General features: G+C 69.9%; 14 protein-coding genes. 13 read left to right on the top strand and 1 reads right to left on the bottom strand.

The genetic code is table 11. The features are described 5' to 3' along the window. The 10 genes from KME77_RS12840 to KME77_RS12795 form a co-directional block, all read left to right on the top strand. Positions 1–903, top strand: a 903-nt coding sequence (locus KME77_RS12840; protein WP_219466250.1) for an extracellular solute-binding protein, incomplete at its 5' end; no start/stop codon positions are given. Continuing rightward, positions 878–1,810, top strand: coding sequence for a carbohydrate ABC transporter permease (locus KME77_RS12835; RefSeq protein WP_219466248.1), 933 nt, complete (start codon positions 878–880; stop codon positions 1,808–1,810). The genes KME77_RS12840 and KME77_RS12835, both read left to right, overlap by 26 nt. Continuing rightward, positions 1,807–2,625 carry a carbohydrate ABC transporter permease gene (locus tag KME77_RS12830; protein WP_219466246.1) on the top strand — a complete coding sequence of 273 codons (819 nt, stop codon included), beginning with the start codon at positions 1,807–1,809 and terminating at the stop codon, positions 2,623–2,625. Before KME77_RS12835 ends, KME77_RS12830 begins: the two co-directional genes overlap by 4 nt. Beyond that, on the top strand, positions 2,625–3,695 hold the full coding sequence (locus tag KME77_RS12825) for an ABC transporter ATP-binding protein (protein ID WP_219466245.1): 1,071 nt from the start codon (positions 2,625–2,627) through the stop codon (positions 3,693–3,695). Before KME77_RS12830 ends, KME77_RS12825 begins: the two co-directional genes overlap by 1 nt. After that, positions 3,692–4,870 (top strand): CehA/McbA family metallohydrolase, encoded by a 1,179-nt coding sequence (locus tag KME77_RS12820; protein WP_246609663.1) that lies wholly within the window; start codon positions 3,692–3,694, stop codon positions 4,868–4,870. The genes KME77_RS12825 and KME77_RS12820 overlap by 4 nt, the downstream gene beginning before the upstream one ends. A gap of 68 nt (positions 4,871–4,938) precedes the next feature. Next, positions 4,939–5,745 (top strand): TIM barrel protein, encoded by an 807-nt coding sequence (locus KME77_RS12815; protein ID WP_246609662.1) that lies wholly within the window; start codon positions 4,939–4,941, stop codon positions 5,743–5,745. Further along, positions 5,742–6,845 (top strand): Gfo/Idh/MocA family protein, encoded by a 1,104-nt coding sequence (locus KME77_RS12810; RefSeq protein WP_308250682.1) that lies wholly within the window; start codon positions 5,742–5,744, stop codon positions 6,843–6,845. The genes KME77_RS12815 and KME77_RS12810 overlap by 4 nt, the downstream gene beginning before the upstream one ends. Beyond that, a complete protein-coding gene (locus KME77_RS30270; RefSeq protein WP_219466243.1) occupies positions 6,842–9,553 on the top strand; it encodes a glycoside hydrolase family 38 N-terminal domain-containing protein in 2,712 nt (903 codons plus the stop codon). The genes KME77_RS12810 and KME77_RS30270 overlap by 4 nt, the downstream gene beginning before the upstream one ends. 35 nt (positions 9,554–9,588) lie before the next feature. Continuing rightward, on the top strand, positions 9,589–10,458 hold the full coding sequence (locus KME77_RS12800) for a hypothetical protein (protein WP_219466242.1): 870 nt from the start codon (positions 9,589–9,591) through the stop codon (positions 10,456–10,458). A gap of 31 nt (positions 10,459–10,489) precedes the next feature. Beyond that, positions 10,490–10,759 (top strand): hypothetical protein, encoded by a 270-nt coding sequence (locus KME77_RS12795; protein WP_219466240.1) that lies wholly within the window; start codon positions 10,490–10,492, stop codon positions 10,757–10,759. A gap of 36 nt (positions 10,760–10,795) precedes the next feature. On the opposite strand, the gene KME77_RS12790 is transcribed toward KME77_RS12795, so the two are convergent. Beyond that, positions 10,796–11,290, bottom strand: a complete 495-nt coding sequence (locus tag KME77_RS12790) for an Lrp/AsnC family transcriptional regulator (RefSeq protein WP_219466239.1) — start codon at positions 11,288–11,290, stop codon at positions 10,796–10,798. 202 nt (positions 11,291–11,492) lie between these two features. On the opposite strand from KME77_RS12790, the gene KME77_RS12785 reads away from it, so the two are divergent. The 3 genes from KME77_RS12785 to KME77_RS12775 form a co-directional block, all read left to right on the top strand. Next, a complete protein-coding gene (locus tag KME77_RS12785) occupies positions 11,493–12,926 on the top strand; it encodes a gamma-aminobutyraldehyde dehydrogenase (protein WP_219466237.1) in 1,434 nt (477 codons plus the stop codon). Positions 12,927–12,929: 3 nt separating this feature from the next. After that, positions 12,930–13,997 (top strand): ABC transporter ATP-binding protein, encoded by a 1,068-nt coding sequence (locus KME77_RS12780; protein WP_219466235.1) that lies wholly within the window; start codon positions 12,930–12,932, stop codon positions 13,995–13,997. 36 nt (positions 13,998–14,033) lie between these two features. Further along, a partial coding sequence (locus KME77_RS12775) for a polyamine ABC transporter substrate-binding protein (protein WP_246609661.1) occupies positions 14,034–15,050 on the top strand: 1,017 nt, incomplete at its 3' end.

Raw genomic sequence — 15,050 nt, 5'->3', positions numbered from 1 at the left:
GACGGCCGGGTGCTCTACTTCAACAAGACGCTGTTCCAGAAGGCCGGGCTGCCCGCCGACTGGCAGCCGAAGAGCTGGCAGGAGGTCCTCGACGCGGGGACCAAGCTCAAGGGCGCGGGCGTGCCGGTGCCGATCCAGATCAACGCGGGCACCGCGATGGGCGAGGCCACCTCGATGCAGGGCGTGCTGCCGCTGCTGGCCGGCGCGGGCGGCGAGGTCCAGAAGGACGGCAAGTGGACCGGCGCGTCCCAGCCGCTCAAGGACGCGCTCGGCCTCTACCAGAAGATCTACGGCGGCAGCGGGCTCGGCGACCCCAAGCTCCAGCAGGAGGCCAAGGGCCGCGACAAGTCGTTCCAGCAGTTCGCCCAGGGCAAGATCGGCATCCTCATGGAGGGTGACTACTTCTGGCGCGGCGTCGTCAACCCCAAGGACGGCGTGGCCAAGATGGCCGACCGCGACCAGGTCGTCGGCTACGCGCTGATCCCCGCCGAGGAGCCCGGCAAGGGGCTGCGCGGCCAGGACTTCGTCAGCATGTCCGGCGGCGCGCTGCGTACGGTGAACCCCAACAGCAAGCACCCGCAGGAGGCCTTCGAGCTGCTGGCCTTCACGCTCTCGCCGGAGGCGCTGAAGGAGGAGACGAAGGACGGCAACGTGCGCATCACCCCGCGCACCGACGTCAACAAGGAGATCCTCGCCGGGCAGCCGCTGCTGACGTTCATCTCGGAGAAGGTGCTGCCGCTGACGGCCTACCGGCCGCCGGTCGCGGTCTACCCGCAGGTGTCGGCCGCGCTCCAGGAGGCCACGGCCGCGGTCGTCGGCGGCAAGACGCCCGACCAGGCCGCAGCCGACTACCAGGCGAAGCTCGAAGGACTAGTCGGTGGCGCAGGCAACATCGCCTCCTGAGGTACTCGCCGAGAAGGACACCCAGGCCGGCCGCTACAGCTCCGACGCGGCGGGCCTGGGCAGGCTGAGGGCGGGCGCGTTCGTCGCGCCCGCGCTGGCGCTGATCGCGGCCTTCCTGGTCTTCCCCGCGCTCTGGGTGCTCTACCTCGGCCTCACCAACTACCGCCTCACCGGGATCGCCGCCGCCGAGCCGCAGGTCGTCGGCCTGGACAACTTCGTCAAGGCGGTCTCCGACCCCGCGTTCTGGAACTCGACCTGGCTGACCGTCCAGTTCGTGCTCGGCTCGGCCGTCATCGGGCAGGTCGTGCTCGGGTTCACGATCGCCTGGCTGATGCGCGACCGCACCGGGCCGCTGAAGCGGATCGTCGAGGGCCTGGTCATCCTGGCCTGGATCCTGCCCAGCGCCGTCGTGTCGTTCCTGTGGGTGGCGCTGCTCGACCGCGACGGCGGCACGCTCCAGGCGCTGCTGCACATCCCGGGGTTCGCGCCGCTGCTGGACCACCCGATGCTGTCGATCGTGATCTTCAACACCTGGCGCGGCGCGGCGTTCTCGATGATGCTGTACGGCGCCGCGCTCGGCAACGTCCCGCCCTCCCACCTGGAGAGCGCCCGCCTGGCCGGGGCCTCCGGCTGGCAGCAGCTGCGTGACGTGGTGTTCCCGCACATCAGAGGGCACATCCTGACGAACCTGCTGCTGATCAGCCTGTGGACGTTCAACGACTTCACCCCGTTCCTGCTCACCGCGGGCGGACCCGACGGCCAGACCGAGGTGCTGGCCGTGCACGTCTACAAGGTCGCGCTGCTGGGCCAGGAGCTGGGCTACGGCGCCGCGCTCTCCACGATCATCCTGCTGATCAACCTGGTCGTGGCGGTGTTCTACCTGCGGCTGCTCAGGAGCAAGAAATGACGCGGTTCGTGCTGGGCAGGATCGGCTTCTACACGCTGATCGCGGTGCTGCTCGCCTTCTTCACGATCCCGTTGCTGTGGCTGGCCGCCGCGCCGTTCACCTCCGACCCCACCTACGAGGTGCGGGTCCCGGACTTCACGCTGGACAACTTCACGGCGATCCTGGAGCACCCGTACGCGCTGCCGTCCCTGCTGAACTCGCTCATCCTGGCGGTGGGCACGGCCGCGCTGGTGGTGGTCTTCGCGGCGCTGGCGGCGTACGCGCTGAGCCGGGTGCGGCTGCCCGGCCGCGACGCCCTGCTGTACGCGCTGCTGCTGCTGTCCTCGATCATCACCGGGACGGCGGCGATGGTGCCGCTGTTCCAGCTCGCCGTCGAGCTGAACCTGATCGACTCGCAGTTCGGGCTGATCCTCATCCTGACCGGCGGGCTGCTGCCTGCCGCGATCTTCATGATGAAGGACTTCATGGACTCCACGCCGAAGTCGTACGAGGAGTCGGCGCGGGTCTTCGGGGCCTCGCCGCTGCAGATCGTCCGGCACGTGGTCGTCCCCCTGGTACGGCCGGGGCTGGCGACGATCGCCGTGTGGGCCGTGGCCAACGTGTGGGGAAACTTCCTGATGCCGTACCTGCTGCTGAGCGACGTCGAGAAGCAGCCCGCCGCGGTCATCATGTACACGCTCTACACCGAGGGCGGCCAGGCCAACCTCACCCTGCTGTCCACGTTCGGCCTGCTCTACTCGATCCCAGTGGTGATCATGTACCTGTTCGTCAGCAAGAAGTACGGCTTCCGCTTCCACGGAGGGATCAAGCGCTGATGGCCGCCATCGAACTGCGCCAACTGACCAAGGTCTACCCCGGGGGCGTCAAGGCGCTCGACTCGCTCGACCTGGTCGTCCCCGACGGCGAGTTCTTCGCCCTGCTCGGGCCGTCCGGCTGCGGCAAGACCACGCTGCTGCGCACCATCGCCGGGCTGGAGACCGCCACGGGCGGCGCCGTCGTGATCGGCGAGCGCGACGTCACCGGCGTGCAGCCGGGCGGCCGGGACATCGCAATGGTCTTCCAGGACTACGCGCTGTTCCCGCACATGGACGTCACCGACAACATCGCCTACCCGCTGCGGATCAAGAAGGTCGCCAAGGGCGCCCGCCACGAGAAGGCCCGGGAGGTGGGCGCCAGGCTGGGCCTGGAGCAGCTCATGGACCGGCGGCCCGGCCAGCTGTCCGGCGGGCAGCAGCAGCGCGTCGCGCTGGCCCGCGTCATGGCGACGCAGGCGCAGGCGTTCCTGTTCGACGAGCCGCTGTCGAACCTCGACGCCCGGCTCCGCCTCGAAGCGCGCACGTTCCTGAAGAAGCTGCAGCGCGAGCTGGGCGTCACCACCGTGTTCGTCACCCACGACCAGGCCGAGGCGCTGGCCATGGCCGACCGGATGGCCGTCATGGAGAGCGGGCACATCCGGCAGATCGGCACGCCGGCCGAGGTGTTCCAGCGGCCCGCCAACACCTTCGTCGCCGGGTTCATCGGCTCGACCCCGATGAACCTGCTCGACGCCACCGTGCGCGGGGACACGCTGGAGGTGGCCGGGTGCAAGGTGCCCGTTCCCTCGTCGGCCGCCGGGCTGCTGCGTGACGGCGAGTCGGTCGTGTACGGCGTGCGGCCCGAGTACAACACCTACTCCGACCGGCCCGCCGACGGCGCCCTCGGCGGCAAGGTCGTCATCGTGGAGAACCTCGGCGCCTCCCACCTGGTGACGCTGGAGGTCGCCGGGGTCAGCGTGCAGGCCGTCGTGCCGGAGGGCAATGAGCCGGCCGTCGGGGACGACGGGTACGCCAGTCCGCGGCGCGACCGGGCCCTGGTCTACCGTGACGGTGAGCTGGTGTCGGCATGACCGTGATCCGGGGGCACTGGAGCCTGGACGACCGGCTGGAGCGGATCCTGCGGGAGGTGCCGTTCGAGGTGCCCGCGGGGACCCGGTCGCTGACCGTGCGGCTGACGTTCGACCGGTCGCTCGGTGTGCTGGACCTTGGGTGCGGGTCGCCGGACGGGTTCCGGGGCTGGTCGGGCGGGGCGCGGGACTCGTACACGATCGCCGCCGGCTGGGCGACGCCCGGCTACCTGCCGGGGGAGCCGGAGGCGGGGACGTGGCAGGTGTGGCTGCGGCTGCACCGGGTGCCGCTGCAGGGGCTGGACTACACGCTGGAGATCTCCTTCGACGACGCCGTACGGCCCGAGATCGAGGAGCCCCCGTCCGGGGAGCGCCCGCCGCGCCGTGACATCCCGGACGTGGACGGTCTGCGGTGGTTCGCCGGGGACTTCCACGCGCACACCGTGCACAGCGACGGCGTGCTGACGATCGCCGAGCTCACCGAACTGGCCAAGGGCAGAGGGCTCGACTTCCTGACCGTCACCGACCACAACACGGTCAGCCACCACCCCTGGCTCGGCGACGGGCGGGGCATCACGCTGCTGCCCGGCCAGGAGGTCACCACCGACCGGGGGCACGCCAACGTGTTCGGTGACGTCGGCTGGGTGGACTTCCGCGAGCCCGCCGACTCCTGGGTCCGGCACGCCGCCGGCGCGGGCGGGCTGATCTCCATCAACCACCCGCTCGGCGGCGACTGCGCCTGGCTGCAGCCCCTGACCGAACGGCCGCGCATCGCCGAGGTGTGGCACTCCGGCTGGTGGGACCGGCGCTGGGGGGCGCCCCTGGCCTGGGCCGACGCCTGGCGTCCCGACCTGGTCGCGATCGGGGCCAGCGACTTCCACCGGCCCGGCGACGACGGGCTGCCCGGCTCGCCGACCACCTGGGTGCTGGCGTCGGACACCAGCACGGTCTTCGACGCCGTCGCGGCGGGCCGTACGGCGATCTCCGCCGGTCCCGGGGAGGCGCTGCTGCTGCGCATGGGGGACGAACTGCTGGCTCTCGACGCGGAGGGGCTCATCCTGGTCCGGCCCGACGGCTCCCGCCAGGTGATCCGCGGCTCACGGGTGTCGGTCCCGGCCGCGGCAGGACGGCATCGGCTGGAAACGTACGAGAACGAGGTCATGGGGATATGCGAGTAGCTAATGCTCCTGTCAGCTTTGGTGTCTTCGAGCTGAGTGACGCGCCGCCGCCGCTGAGTGCGGACCGGATGGTCCGCGCTCTCGCCGACGCCGGGTACGAGGGCATCGACATGGGCCCGCTCGGATACCTGGGCACCGGCGACGAGCTGGTGAAACGGCTCGACGGGCTGCTGCTCGCCGGCGGCTGGGTCGACCTGCGCTACAACGACGCCACCGCCTTCGAGCAGGGGCTGCGCGGGCTGGACGCGGCGCTCGACGTGTTCGCCGCCGCGCCGCCCGCGCCGGCTAACCTGGCGCCCCGGCCGACGATCGCCTGCTCCGGCACGCCCGAGCGCTTCGCCCGGCCCGGCGGGAACGCTCCCGGCCTGGAGGCCGCCGACTGGCCCGGGTACGCCGCCCGCGTCCAGATCGCCGCCGACCGCTGCCGCGAGCGCGGCTTCGAGCCCGCCTTCCACCACCACCTGGGCACGTACGTCGAGACGCCCGAGGACGTCGAGCGGCTGCTGGAGCTGACCGACGTGCAGCTCTGCCTGGACACCGGTCACCTGCTGCTGGCCGGCGGCGACCCGGTGAGCGCGCTGCGCGACTGGTCCGCGCGTGTCGGCCACGTCCACATCAAGGACGGCGACACCTCGATCCTCGCCCAGGCCCTCCAGGACGGCGCCGACCTGCGCGAGATCATGGGCCGGGGCGGCTTCGCCCAGCTCGGCGAGGGTGAGCTGGACCTGCCCGGCGTCGTGCGCACGCTCGGTGAGATCGGCTACGACGGCTGGGTCATCATCGAGCAGGACACGCTGCCGGGCCGCCGCACCGTCGAGCGGAACATCGCCGACCAGGCCGCCAACCGGGAGAAGCTGAGGGAGCTGGGACTGTGACCTCCGCCGTGCGCAAGCCCATGAAGGTCGCGCTGCTCGGGTGCGGCGCCGTCACGCAGGCGGTGTACGTGCCGCTGCTGTCCAGGCGCCGCGACCTGTTCGAGGTGACGGCCGTCTGCGACCTGTCCCGGACGCTCGCCGACGTGGCAGGCGACCGGCTCGGCGCGCCCGGCCGGTACACCGAGCTGGAGTCGATGCTGGCCGGCGGCGGGTTCGAGGCGGTGCTCGTCCTCGCCTCCGGCTCGCACGGCTCGTCCGTGCGCCAGGCGCTGGAGGCCGGGTACGCCGTGCTGTGCGAGAAGCCGCTCGCCCTGACCAGGGCCGAGGTCGAGGCGCTGCCGCCGGGGCGGCTCATGGTCGGGTACATGAAGCAGTACGACCCGGCCGTGCGACGGGCCGAGGAACTGCTGGCCGAGCTGGGCGGGCCGTCGGTGATCCGGTCGGTCGAGGTGACGGTGCTGCACCCGAGCGGGGAGTCGCAGCTCGCCTTCGCGAACCTGGCGCAGGCTCATGACGTGGACCCGTCCGTGCTGGCCTCGCTGCGGTCGCAGGAGTCGGAGCTGGTGTCGCGGGCGCTGGGGGAGTCGGCGCCGGAGCAGGTGCGGGCGTTGTACGGGGTAGCCCTCGGCTCGATCTGCCACGATTTGTCGCTCTTGAGGCGCTTTACCGGGTCGCCTGCTGAAATTTCGGCAGTTGAGGCGTGGGGGCCGGGGCCCGGGTCCATCGAGATCTCCGGGGCGCTGCCGGTCAGCGGGCGGTTCTCCATCCGGTGGCACTACCTGGAGGACTACCCGGCCTACCGGGAGACCGTGGCGATCCACCACGACCGCGGCTCACTGGAACTGGTCTTCCCCTCGCCGTACCTGATGAACGCGCCTACGGTGTTGACCGTCGTCGCGGACGGCGAGAGCCGTACCGAGTGGCGGGACGTGAGCGAGGCCTTCGAGGTGCAACTGGCCGCCTTCCACGCCTACGTCAACGACGGCAAGCCGCCGCTCACCGACGCGGACGGCGGGCTGGCCGACATCGTCACCGCCCAGCTCGTCGCCGCTCGCTACGCCGTACAGCACGACCTGCCCATCGGAGGAGAAGCAGCGTGACCGCCGAGATCGTCGTCGTCCCGCACACACACTGGGACCGCGAGTGGTACGAGCCGTTCCAGCGCTTCCGGCTGCGGCTGGTGGCGCTGCTCGACGAGGTGCTCGACACCATGGAGCGCGAGCCCGACTACCACTTCACCCTCGACGGCCAGCTCGCCTGCGTGGACGACTACCTGGAGGTGCGGCCGGAGAACCGGGACCGCGTCACCGCGCTGGTGGAGTCCGGGCGGCTGGCGGTGGGGCCGTGGCAGATCCTGCTGGACGAGTTCCTGTGCTCGGGCGAGAACATCGTCCGGAACCTGGAGCTGGGCATGGCCCGCGCCGACAAGCTCGGCGGGGCCATGGAGGTCGGCTACCTGCCCGACATGTTCGGGCACACGGCGCAGATGCCGCAGATCCTGCGGCGTGCCGGGCTGCTGCACGCCTGCGTCTATCGCGGGGTGCCGTCGTCCGTGGTGAGCGACGCCTTCGCCTGGGTCGCGCCGGACGGGACGGCGCTGCGTACGCAGTACCTGCCCGCCGGGGGATACGGCAACGGGGCGCACCTCTTCGAGGACCCCTCGCGGCTGGCCGAGCGGGCGGCCGAGTTCACCGCCCGGATGCGGGAGTGGCACGGGCCGTCCGGCTCCTTGCTGGCGATGTACGGGACCGACCATTCGGCCCCGGTACGCGGTCTTCCCGGCATGGTCGCGGCGATCGACGCCCGCATGGACACCTTGTCCGGATATATCGAGGCATATTCGGGTGAGGTGGAGGGGCTGCCGCGGGTCACCGGCGAGCTGCGCTCCCACGCCCGCGCCAACATCCTGCCCGGCGTCATCTCGGTGCGCGCCCACGTCAAGCAGGCCATGGGCCGCGCCGAACGCATGGTCGAACGCTACGCCGAACCCCTCGCCGCCCTCTGGGGCGACGAATGGCCCGGCCGCTTCCTCGACATGGCCTGGTGGCGGCTCGTGGACGCCAGCGGCCACGACTCGGTCACCGGCTGCGGCGTCGACGACACGGCCCAGCAGGTCGCCGCCCGCATCGCCGAGGCCGAACACCTCGGTCACGCCGTACGCGACATGGTCACCGCCAAGCTCGCCGCCGCCGTCCCCTCCGACGGCGTCCTGGTCGTCAACCCCACCCCCGCCACCCGGCGCGGCATCGTGATCGTCGACGTCGCCGGCAGCGACCCCCTGGTGGACCCGTCGGGCGCGCCGCTGCCCGTACAGCCGCTGGAGTACGCCCCCACGCTGCTCCTCGACACCGAGCTGGACCCGGCCACGGCGCTGACCTTCATCCACGGGACGGAGCTGTACGGCCAGCACATCACCGGCTGGTCGGTCGACGACGACACGCTGACCTTCACCGTGGCCCGCGAGTCCGCCACGGCCTTCAACGTGGCGCAGCTGCGCGGCGCGCTCGACGGCGTCACGCGGGTGCGCATCGTCGCCGAGCCCCGCCGCACCGTCGCCGCCCTCGTCGAGGTCCCGCCGCTGGGCCACACCAGCATCCGCCCCACGCCCGACGCGGCCGCGGCCCGCTCCGGCGGGGTGGCCCCGGCGCGCGCCGAGGACAACCTTCTCGGCAACGGCCTGCTCCAGGTCGAGGTCTCAGCCGCCGACGGCACGCTCACGCTGACCTCCGCCGACGGCGTCACCCTCACCGGCGCGGGCCGGATCGTGGACGGCGGCGACGTCGGCGACACCTACAATCACGCCCCTCCGGCACAGGACCGCGTCGTCTCGGACCCGGTCTCGGTCGAGGTGCGGCCCGTGTACTCGGGCCCGCTGGTGGCGGCCCTCGACGTCCGCCGCGTCTACCACTGGCCCCGCTCGGGCGCCGGCGTGGACGGCACCCCCGAGATCCCGGCTCCCTCCCGCACGGACGAGACGGAGGAGACCGTCGTCGACACCCGGGTGGAGCTGCGCGCCGGCGAGCCGTACGTCCGCCTGCACGTCTCCTTCGACAACCGCTGCTCCGACCACCGCGTCCGCCTGCACGTCCCGCTTCCCGCAGCGGCGGCGGAGTCGCACGCGGAGGGCCAGTTCGCCGTCGTCACGCGCGGCCTGACCTCGGAGGGCGGCTGCGGCGAGACGCCCCTGCCCACCTTCCCCGCCTCGTCCTGGGTTGCGGCGGGCGGCGTCGCGGCGCTCCTGGAGCACGTGACGGAGTACGAGCTGGTGAGCGCCGGTGACGGCGACGGAGCCGGTGACGACGGCTCGGAACTAGCCCTGACCCTGCTCCGCTCGGTCGGCTACCTCTCCCGCAACCTCCACGCCCTGCGCCCGGAGCCCGCCGGACCCCAGCTGCCCACCCCCGCCGCCCAGTCGCGCGGCCTCCGCTCGGTGTCGCTGGCCCTCATGCCGTACACGGACTCCTGGGAGCCCGTGCCCGCGGCGGCGGAGACGTTCCGCCACGACCTGCTGGCCGTGGCCGGCGCCGGCGACCCGTCCCTGCCGCTCCCGGCGGCCGCGAGCGGACTGTCGGTGACGGGCGACGGCGTGGTGATGACCTCCCTCCGCACCCGCGACGAGTGGCGGGAACTGCGCGTGGTGGCCCTCACTCCCCGCGACACAGAAGCCGTGATCTCCGGCAACTTCTCCCAAGCCCGACATGCCGACCTGCGGGGCCGTCCGGGCGAGTCTGTGCAGGTCAATGATGGTGAAGTACGACTTTCCCTGCGGTCGTGGGAAATTATGACCATCCAAATCCGTCAACCCTGAGTAATGAATCGAACGCCAGTAGTAATGTCTCCGGCGTGCCGACATCACAACACGAAGGCGTGACCCAGCTCACGACCTTCGACCCGGAGTGCACCCGCGACATGCTGCGCGCGGTGTTCGGCGACCTGCCGATCCCCAAGTCCGGTGAGGCCCGCCTCGCCTCGCCGGACCTTTCCGAGGTGGACCCCGCCGTCTGCCGCGCCGACGGCGCGCTCCTCTACGGCGACGGCGACGAGCGGTTCGGCGTCATCGTCGAGACCCAACGAGGGCAGGACAAGGAGAAGCGGTACTCGTGGCTGGAGTACATCGCCAACTTCCGGGCGCGTGAGAAGTGCCCGGTCGCGCTGGTCGTCATCTGCCCGTCCCAGTCGATCACCTACTGGGCCCGCAAGCCCATCGAGACCGGCCACCCGGGGCTGACGCTGACGCCGCTGGTCATCGGGCCGGACAACACGCCCGTCATCACCGACGTCGCGGAGGCGCGCGGCAACATCGTGCTGGCGGCGATCTGCACGATCACCAAGAGTGAGGACCCACAGTTCAAAGCGATATTCAGGACGATGAACTCGGCGCTCGGCGGAGTCGCTCGAGGGCATGCCTGGCGCTACTCCCGGTACATATTCCGGTCACTGCCTCCCGAACAACAGCAAGAATGGGGAAGACTCATGTCCATGGGGACGTACGAATATCACAGCGACTTCGCCAACAGCCTTCTGGCTGAAGGCGAGGCAATCGGTGAGGCGCGAGGTGAGGCGAAGGCCATCCTCACGTTCCTCGAGGCGCGGGGCATAGCGGTCTCCGACGACGTGAGGGAGCGGGTCATGGCCTGCCAGGACGCGAACCTTCTGCAGACCTGGGTGTCACGCGCGGCTTCCGTCGAGTCGGCGGAGGGCCTCTTTGTGTAAGACGGAAGTGGCTCCGGCCTATCAGTGGCTCATGCTCATCGCCGAGGGTCAGTACGCCTATCAGCGGCTGTTCCGCGCGGAGATGTCGAAGGAGGCCCGGAGGGTGCTCGAGACTCTCGAAGATCGTGGCATCTCCGTGCCGGACGAGCTCCGTGAGCGGATTCTCCTCTGTTTGGAGGAGGACAAGCTGCAGATCTGGCTCGATCTAGCGCACAAGGTCAGACGCGCGGAGGACCTCTTTCCCCCTGTGTATCTGGAGATGATCAGGAAGGTCGAGGCGGAGGCCGGAGCGGGTAGCTAGTTCGCGAGCCAGGAGACGGGCGCGCGCCCACCCGTCTCAGCGCGTCCCCCACGAGTACGTCTGCTTCCGCAGCTTCAAGTACACGAACGACTCGGTGGCCCGCACGGCCGGGATGGCCCGGATCTTGCTGAGGATCTCCAGCAGGTGCCCGTCACCCTCGCACACCACCTCGACGATCACGTCGAAGGAGCCCGCCGTCAGCACCACGTAGTCGATCTCCGAGATGGCGGCCAGTTCGTCGGCCACGGTCTCCAGGTCGCCCTCGCAGTTCACGCCGATCATCGCCTGCCGGGGAAAGCCCAGTGTCAAGGGGTCTGTCACGGCGACGATCTGCATGACCCCGGCGTCCTGCAGGCGCTGGACCCGCTGGCGCACCGCCGCCTCGGACAGTCCCACGGCCTTGCCGATGGCCGCGTACGGCATGCGGCCGTCGCCCTGGAGCTGTTCGATGATCTGCTTCGACAGGTCGTCGAGCACGACCGGCCCGGGTGTGGCGTCATTGCTTCGGCGTACGCGGGGCGGCGTCGACATTACGAGGGCTCCTCCTAGCGGTCCGGCGTTGCGGGTGCGTTCCCGTTGTGTTGCCGTCCTGGTGCGACATGCTGTCAGTTCTCCTAGGTCTGTCAAGCGATTTCGTAGCAATTTGATATCTTCACCACGAAATCCCTTGTCCGGATGCCTGTGCTCTGTAAGAGTCGCGGCATCTCAGCCACCTCACCAGGAGGTCATAACCTTGACCACCCGTCTGCAGAACTTCATCAACGGTGAGTTCGTGGACGCCAAGAGCGGCCGATTCTCCGACGTCATCGATCCGTGCACGGGCGAGGCCTACCTGCAGGCCCCGATCTCGGGCCAGGAGGACGTCGATCTCGCCTTCGCCGCCGCTGCCGCGGCGTTCGGGGCGTGGGGACAGACCACTCCGGCGGACCGCGCGAACCTGCTGCTCAAGGTCGCCGACGCCATCGACGCCCGCGCCGACGAGATCAACGAGGCGGAGTGCCTGAACACGGGCAAGCCGCGGGCCCGCATGGCCGAGGACGAGACGCCGGTGGCGGCGGACCACTTCCGGTTCTTCGCGGGCGCGGCCCGCACGCTGGAGGGCCCGACGGCGGGCGAGTTCCTGGCCGAGCACACGAGCGTCATCAGGCACGAGCCGATCGGCGTGATCGGGCAGGTCACGCCGTGGAACTATCCGATGATGATGGCGGTCTGGAAGATCGCCCCGGCGATCGCGGCGGGCAACACGGTCGTGCTCAAGCCGTCCGACACCACGCCGGCCTCCACGCTCAAGCTGGCCGAGATCATCGGCGAGGTGCTGCCGGCCGGGGTGTTCAACGTCGTCACCGGTGACCGGGAGACCGGCGCGCTGGTCGTCAGCCACCCGACGGCGGCGATGGTCGCCATCACCGGTTCGGTGGGCGCGGGCATGTCGGTGGCCAAGAGCGCCGCCGACGACCTGAAGAGGGTGCACCTGGAGCTGGGCGGCAAGGCTCCGGTCGTGGTGTTCGAGGACGTCAAGGACCTGCGCAAGGCGGCCGGCGACATCGCCACGGCGGGCCTGTACAACGCCGGCCAGGACTGCACCGCGGCGTGCCGGGTGCTGGTGCACGAGAGCGTGCACGACGAGTTCGTGGCGGCGCTGACCGAGGCCGCGGCCGGGACGGTGACCGGCGACCTGGGCGACGAGGACGCCCTGTACGGGCCGCTCAACAACGAGACCCAGCTCGCCAGGGTCCAGGGGTTCATGGAGCGGGTGCCGGCGCACGCCAAGGTGCTCACCGGTGGGCAGCGGGTCGGCGACAAGGGGTACTTCTTCGCCCCGACGATCGTGGACGGGCTCAAGCAGGACGACGAGATGGTGCAGAACGAGGTGTTCGGCCCGGTCATCACCGTTCAGACGTTCTCCGACGAGGCCGACGCGCTCGCCAAGGCCAACGACGTCAGGTACGGCCTGAGCGGCTCGGTCTGGACCTCCGACCACGGCCGCGCGATGCGCATGTCCAACAGGCTCGACTTCGGCGTCGTCTGGGTCAACACGCACATCCCGTTCGTCTCGGAGATGCCGCACGGCGGCTTCAAGCACTCCGGGTACGGCAAGGACCTGTCCGTGTTCGGGCTGCACGACTACACCCGGGTCAAGCACGTCATGCACTACATCGGCGAATGAGCCATGGCAGACGTACGCGCGATCGAGTTAGAGGACATCGTCAAGGAGTACGCCTCGCACGGTGAGGTCGTCCAGGCGGTCAAGGGCGTCACGCTGGACATCGCCGAGGGGGAGTTCTTCTCCCTCCTCGGCCCCTCCGGGTGCGGCAAGACCACGACCATGCGGATGATCGCCGGGTTCGAGGAGCCCTCCAAGGGTGTGGTGCGGCTGCACGGCAAGGACGTGACGAACGTCCCGCCGAACAAGCGCGACGTGAACATGGTCTTCCAGTCGTACGCGTTGTTCCCGCACATGAGCGTGTGGGACAACGTGGCGTTCGGGCTCAAGCAGCGCAGGACCCCGCAGCAGGAGATCAGGCAGCGGGTCGGCGAGATGCTGGAGATCGTCGACCTGACCGGCAGGGAGAAGCGCCGGCCGCGCGAGATGTCCGGCGGGCAGCAGCAGCGGGTCGCGCTGGCCCGCGCCCTGGTGAACAAGCCGCGGGCGCTGCTGCTCGACGAGCCGCTCGGGGCGCTGGACCTCAAGCTGCGCCAGGCCATGCAGATCGAGCTGAAGCGCATCCAGCGTGAGGTCGGCATCACGTTCGTGTACGTGACGCACGACCAGAACGAGGCGCTGACCATGAGCGACCGGATCGCGGTCATGAACGACGGCCTGGTCGAGCAGCTCGCCCGGCCGAGGGAGATCTACGAGCGGCCGGCGACGACGTTCGTGGCCGGGTTCATCGGCACCTCGAACCTGCTGGCGGGGACGGCGGCGGGCGGGGTGCTGCCCATCGGCGGCGGCCGGGTCCTGGTGCCGGGCGAGGACGGCGACGTCACCGTGACCGTGCGCCCGGAGAAGATCACCATCTCGACCGAGGAACCGGGCGGGGACGTGAGCGCCGTGCCGGGGACGGTGGCCGAGGTGGTCTACCTGGGCACCTACAACAGCTATGCCGTGAGTCTCGCTGACGGGGCCGAGGTCACGGTGTTCCAGCAGAATGCGCACGACTCGACCACCACCGCGGAGCGGGGCGACTCCGTGTGGTTGTCATGGCGGTCGCAGCACTCTTACGCGATTGGAAGTTGACCCCACCCCATGAACGACCCCGCCCTGGTGAGGGGCATGACGCGCCCTCGCAGAGAGTTCTTCAAGATCGCCGCGCTGACCATGGCCGCCGCCGCGTGCGGTGTCCAGGGCCAGAAGGCGGCGCCGCCCAAGGCGGACGCCGTCAAGGACTACTGGGCCAAGCAGACCAAGCACGGCAAGGTCGTCTTCGCCAACTGGCCCGAGTACATGCCCGAGGACCAGGCCCCGCTGAAGAAGTTCCAGCAGGCCACCGGCATCTCCTACGAGTACAAAGAGGTCATCCAGGAGAACGCCGAGTTCTTCGGCAAGGCCGACCCGGTGCTGCGCGCGGGCCAGTCGCTCGGCTACGACATCGTGGTCATGACCAACGGCATCCAGCTCCAGCACATGATCGAGCTGGGCTACGTGACGTCGCTGGACCACTCGAAGATGCCGAACTTCCTGGCCAACGCGGGTGAGAAGTACAAGGAACGGTCCTACGACCCGGGCAACGTCTACACGATGCCGTACACGTCCGGCGTGACCGGGATCGCCTACAACACCAAGTACGTCAAGGACGACGTCAAGAGCATCGAGGCGCTGTTCGACCCGAAGTACAAGGGGCGGGTCGGGATGATGGCCGACGCCCAGGAGATCGCCAACTTCGGGCTGATCGCGCTCGGCATCGACCCGGAGAAGTCGACCGAGGCCGACTGGAAGAAGGCCGGGGAGAAGCTCAAGGCCCAGCGCGACGCCGGACTTGTCCGGAAATATTATGACCAGAGCTATATCGATGCCGTCTCCAAGGGCGACGTCTGGATCACCATGGCCTGGTCCGGCGACGTCTTCCAGCGGCAGCTCGCCGGTGAGCCGGTCAAGTTCTTCGTGCCCGAGGAGGGCGGCACGATCTGGACCGACAACATGCTCATCCCCAAGAACGCCGCCAACCCCGTCGACGCCCTCACCCTCATGGACTACCTCTACCAGCCGGCCGTCGCCGCCGAACTGGATGAGTTCATCCAGTTCGTCACCCCCGTACCGGCTGTCCGGGACCTGCTGCGCGAGAAGGCCGCC

It is taken from the genome of Nonomuraea rhizosphaerae (assembly GCF_019396405.1).
Taxonomy (GTDB): domain Bacteria; phylum Actinomycetota; class Actinomycetes; order Streptosporangiales; family Streptosporangiaceae; genus Nonomuraea; species Nonomuraea rhizosphaerae.
This window is presented reverse-complemented; position numbering and strand designations above follow the sequence as displayed.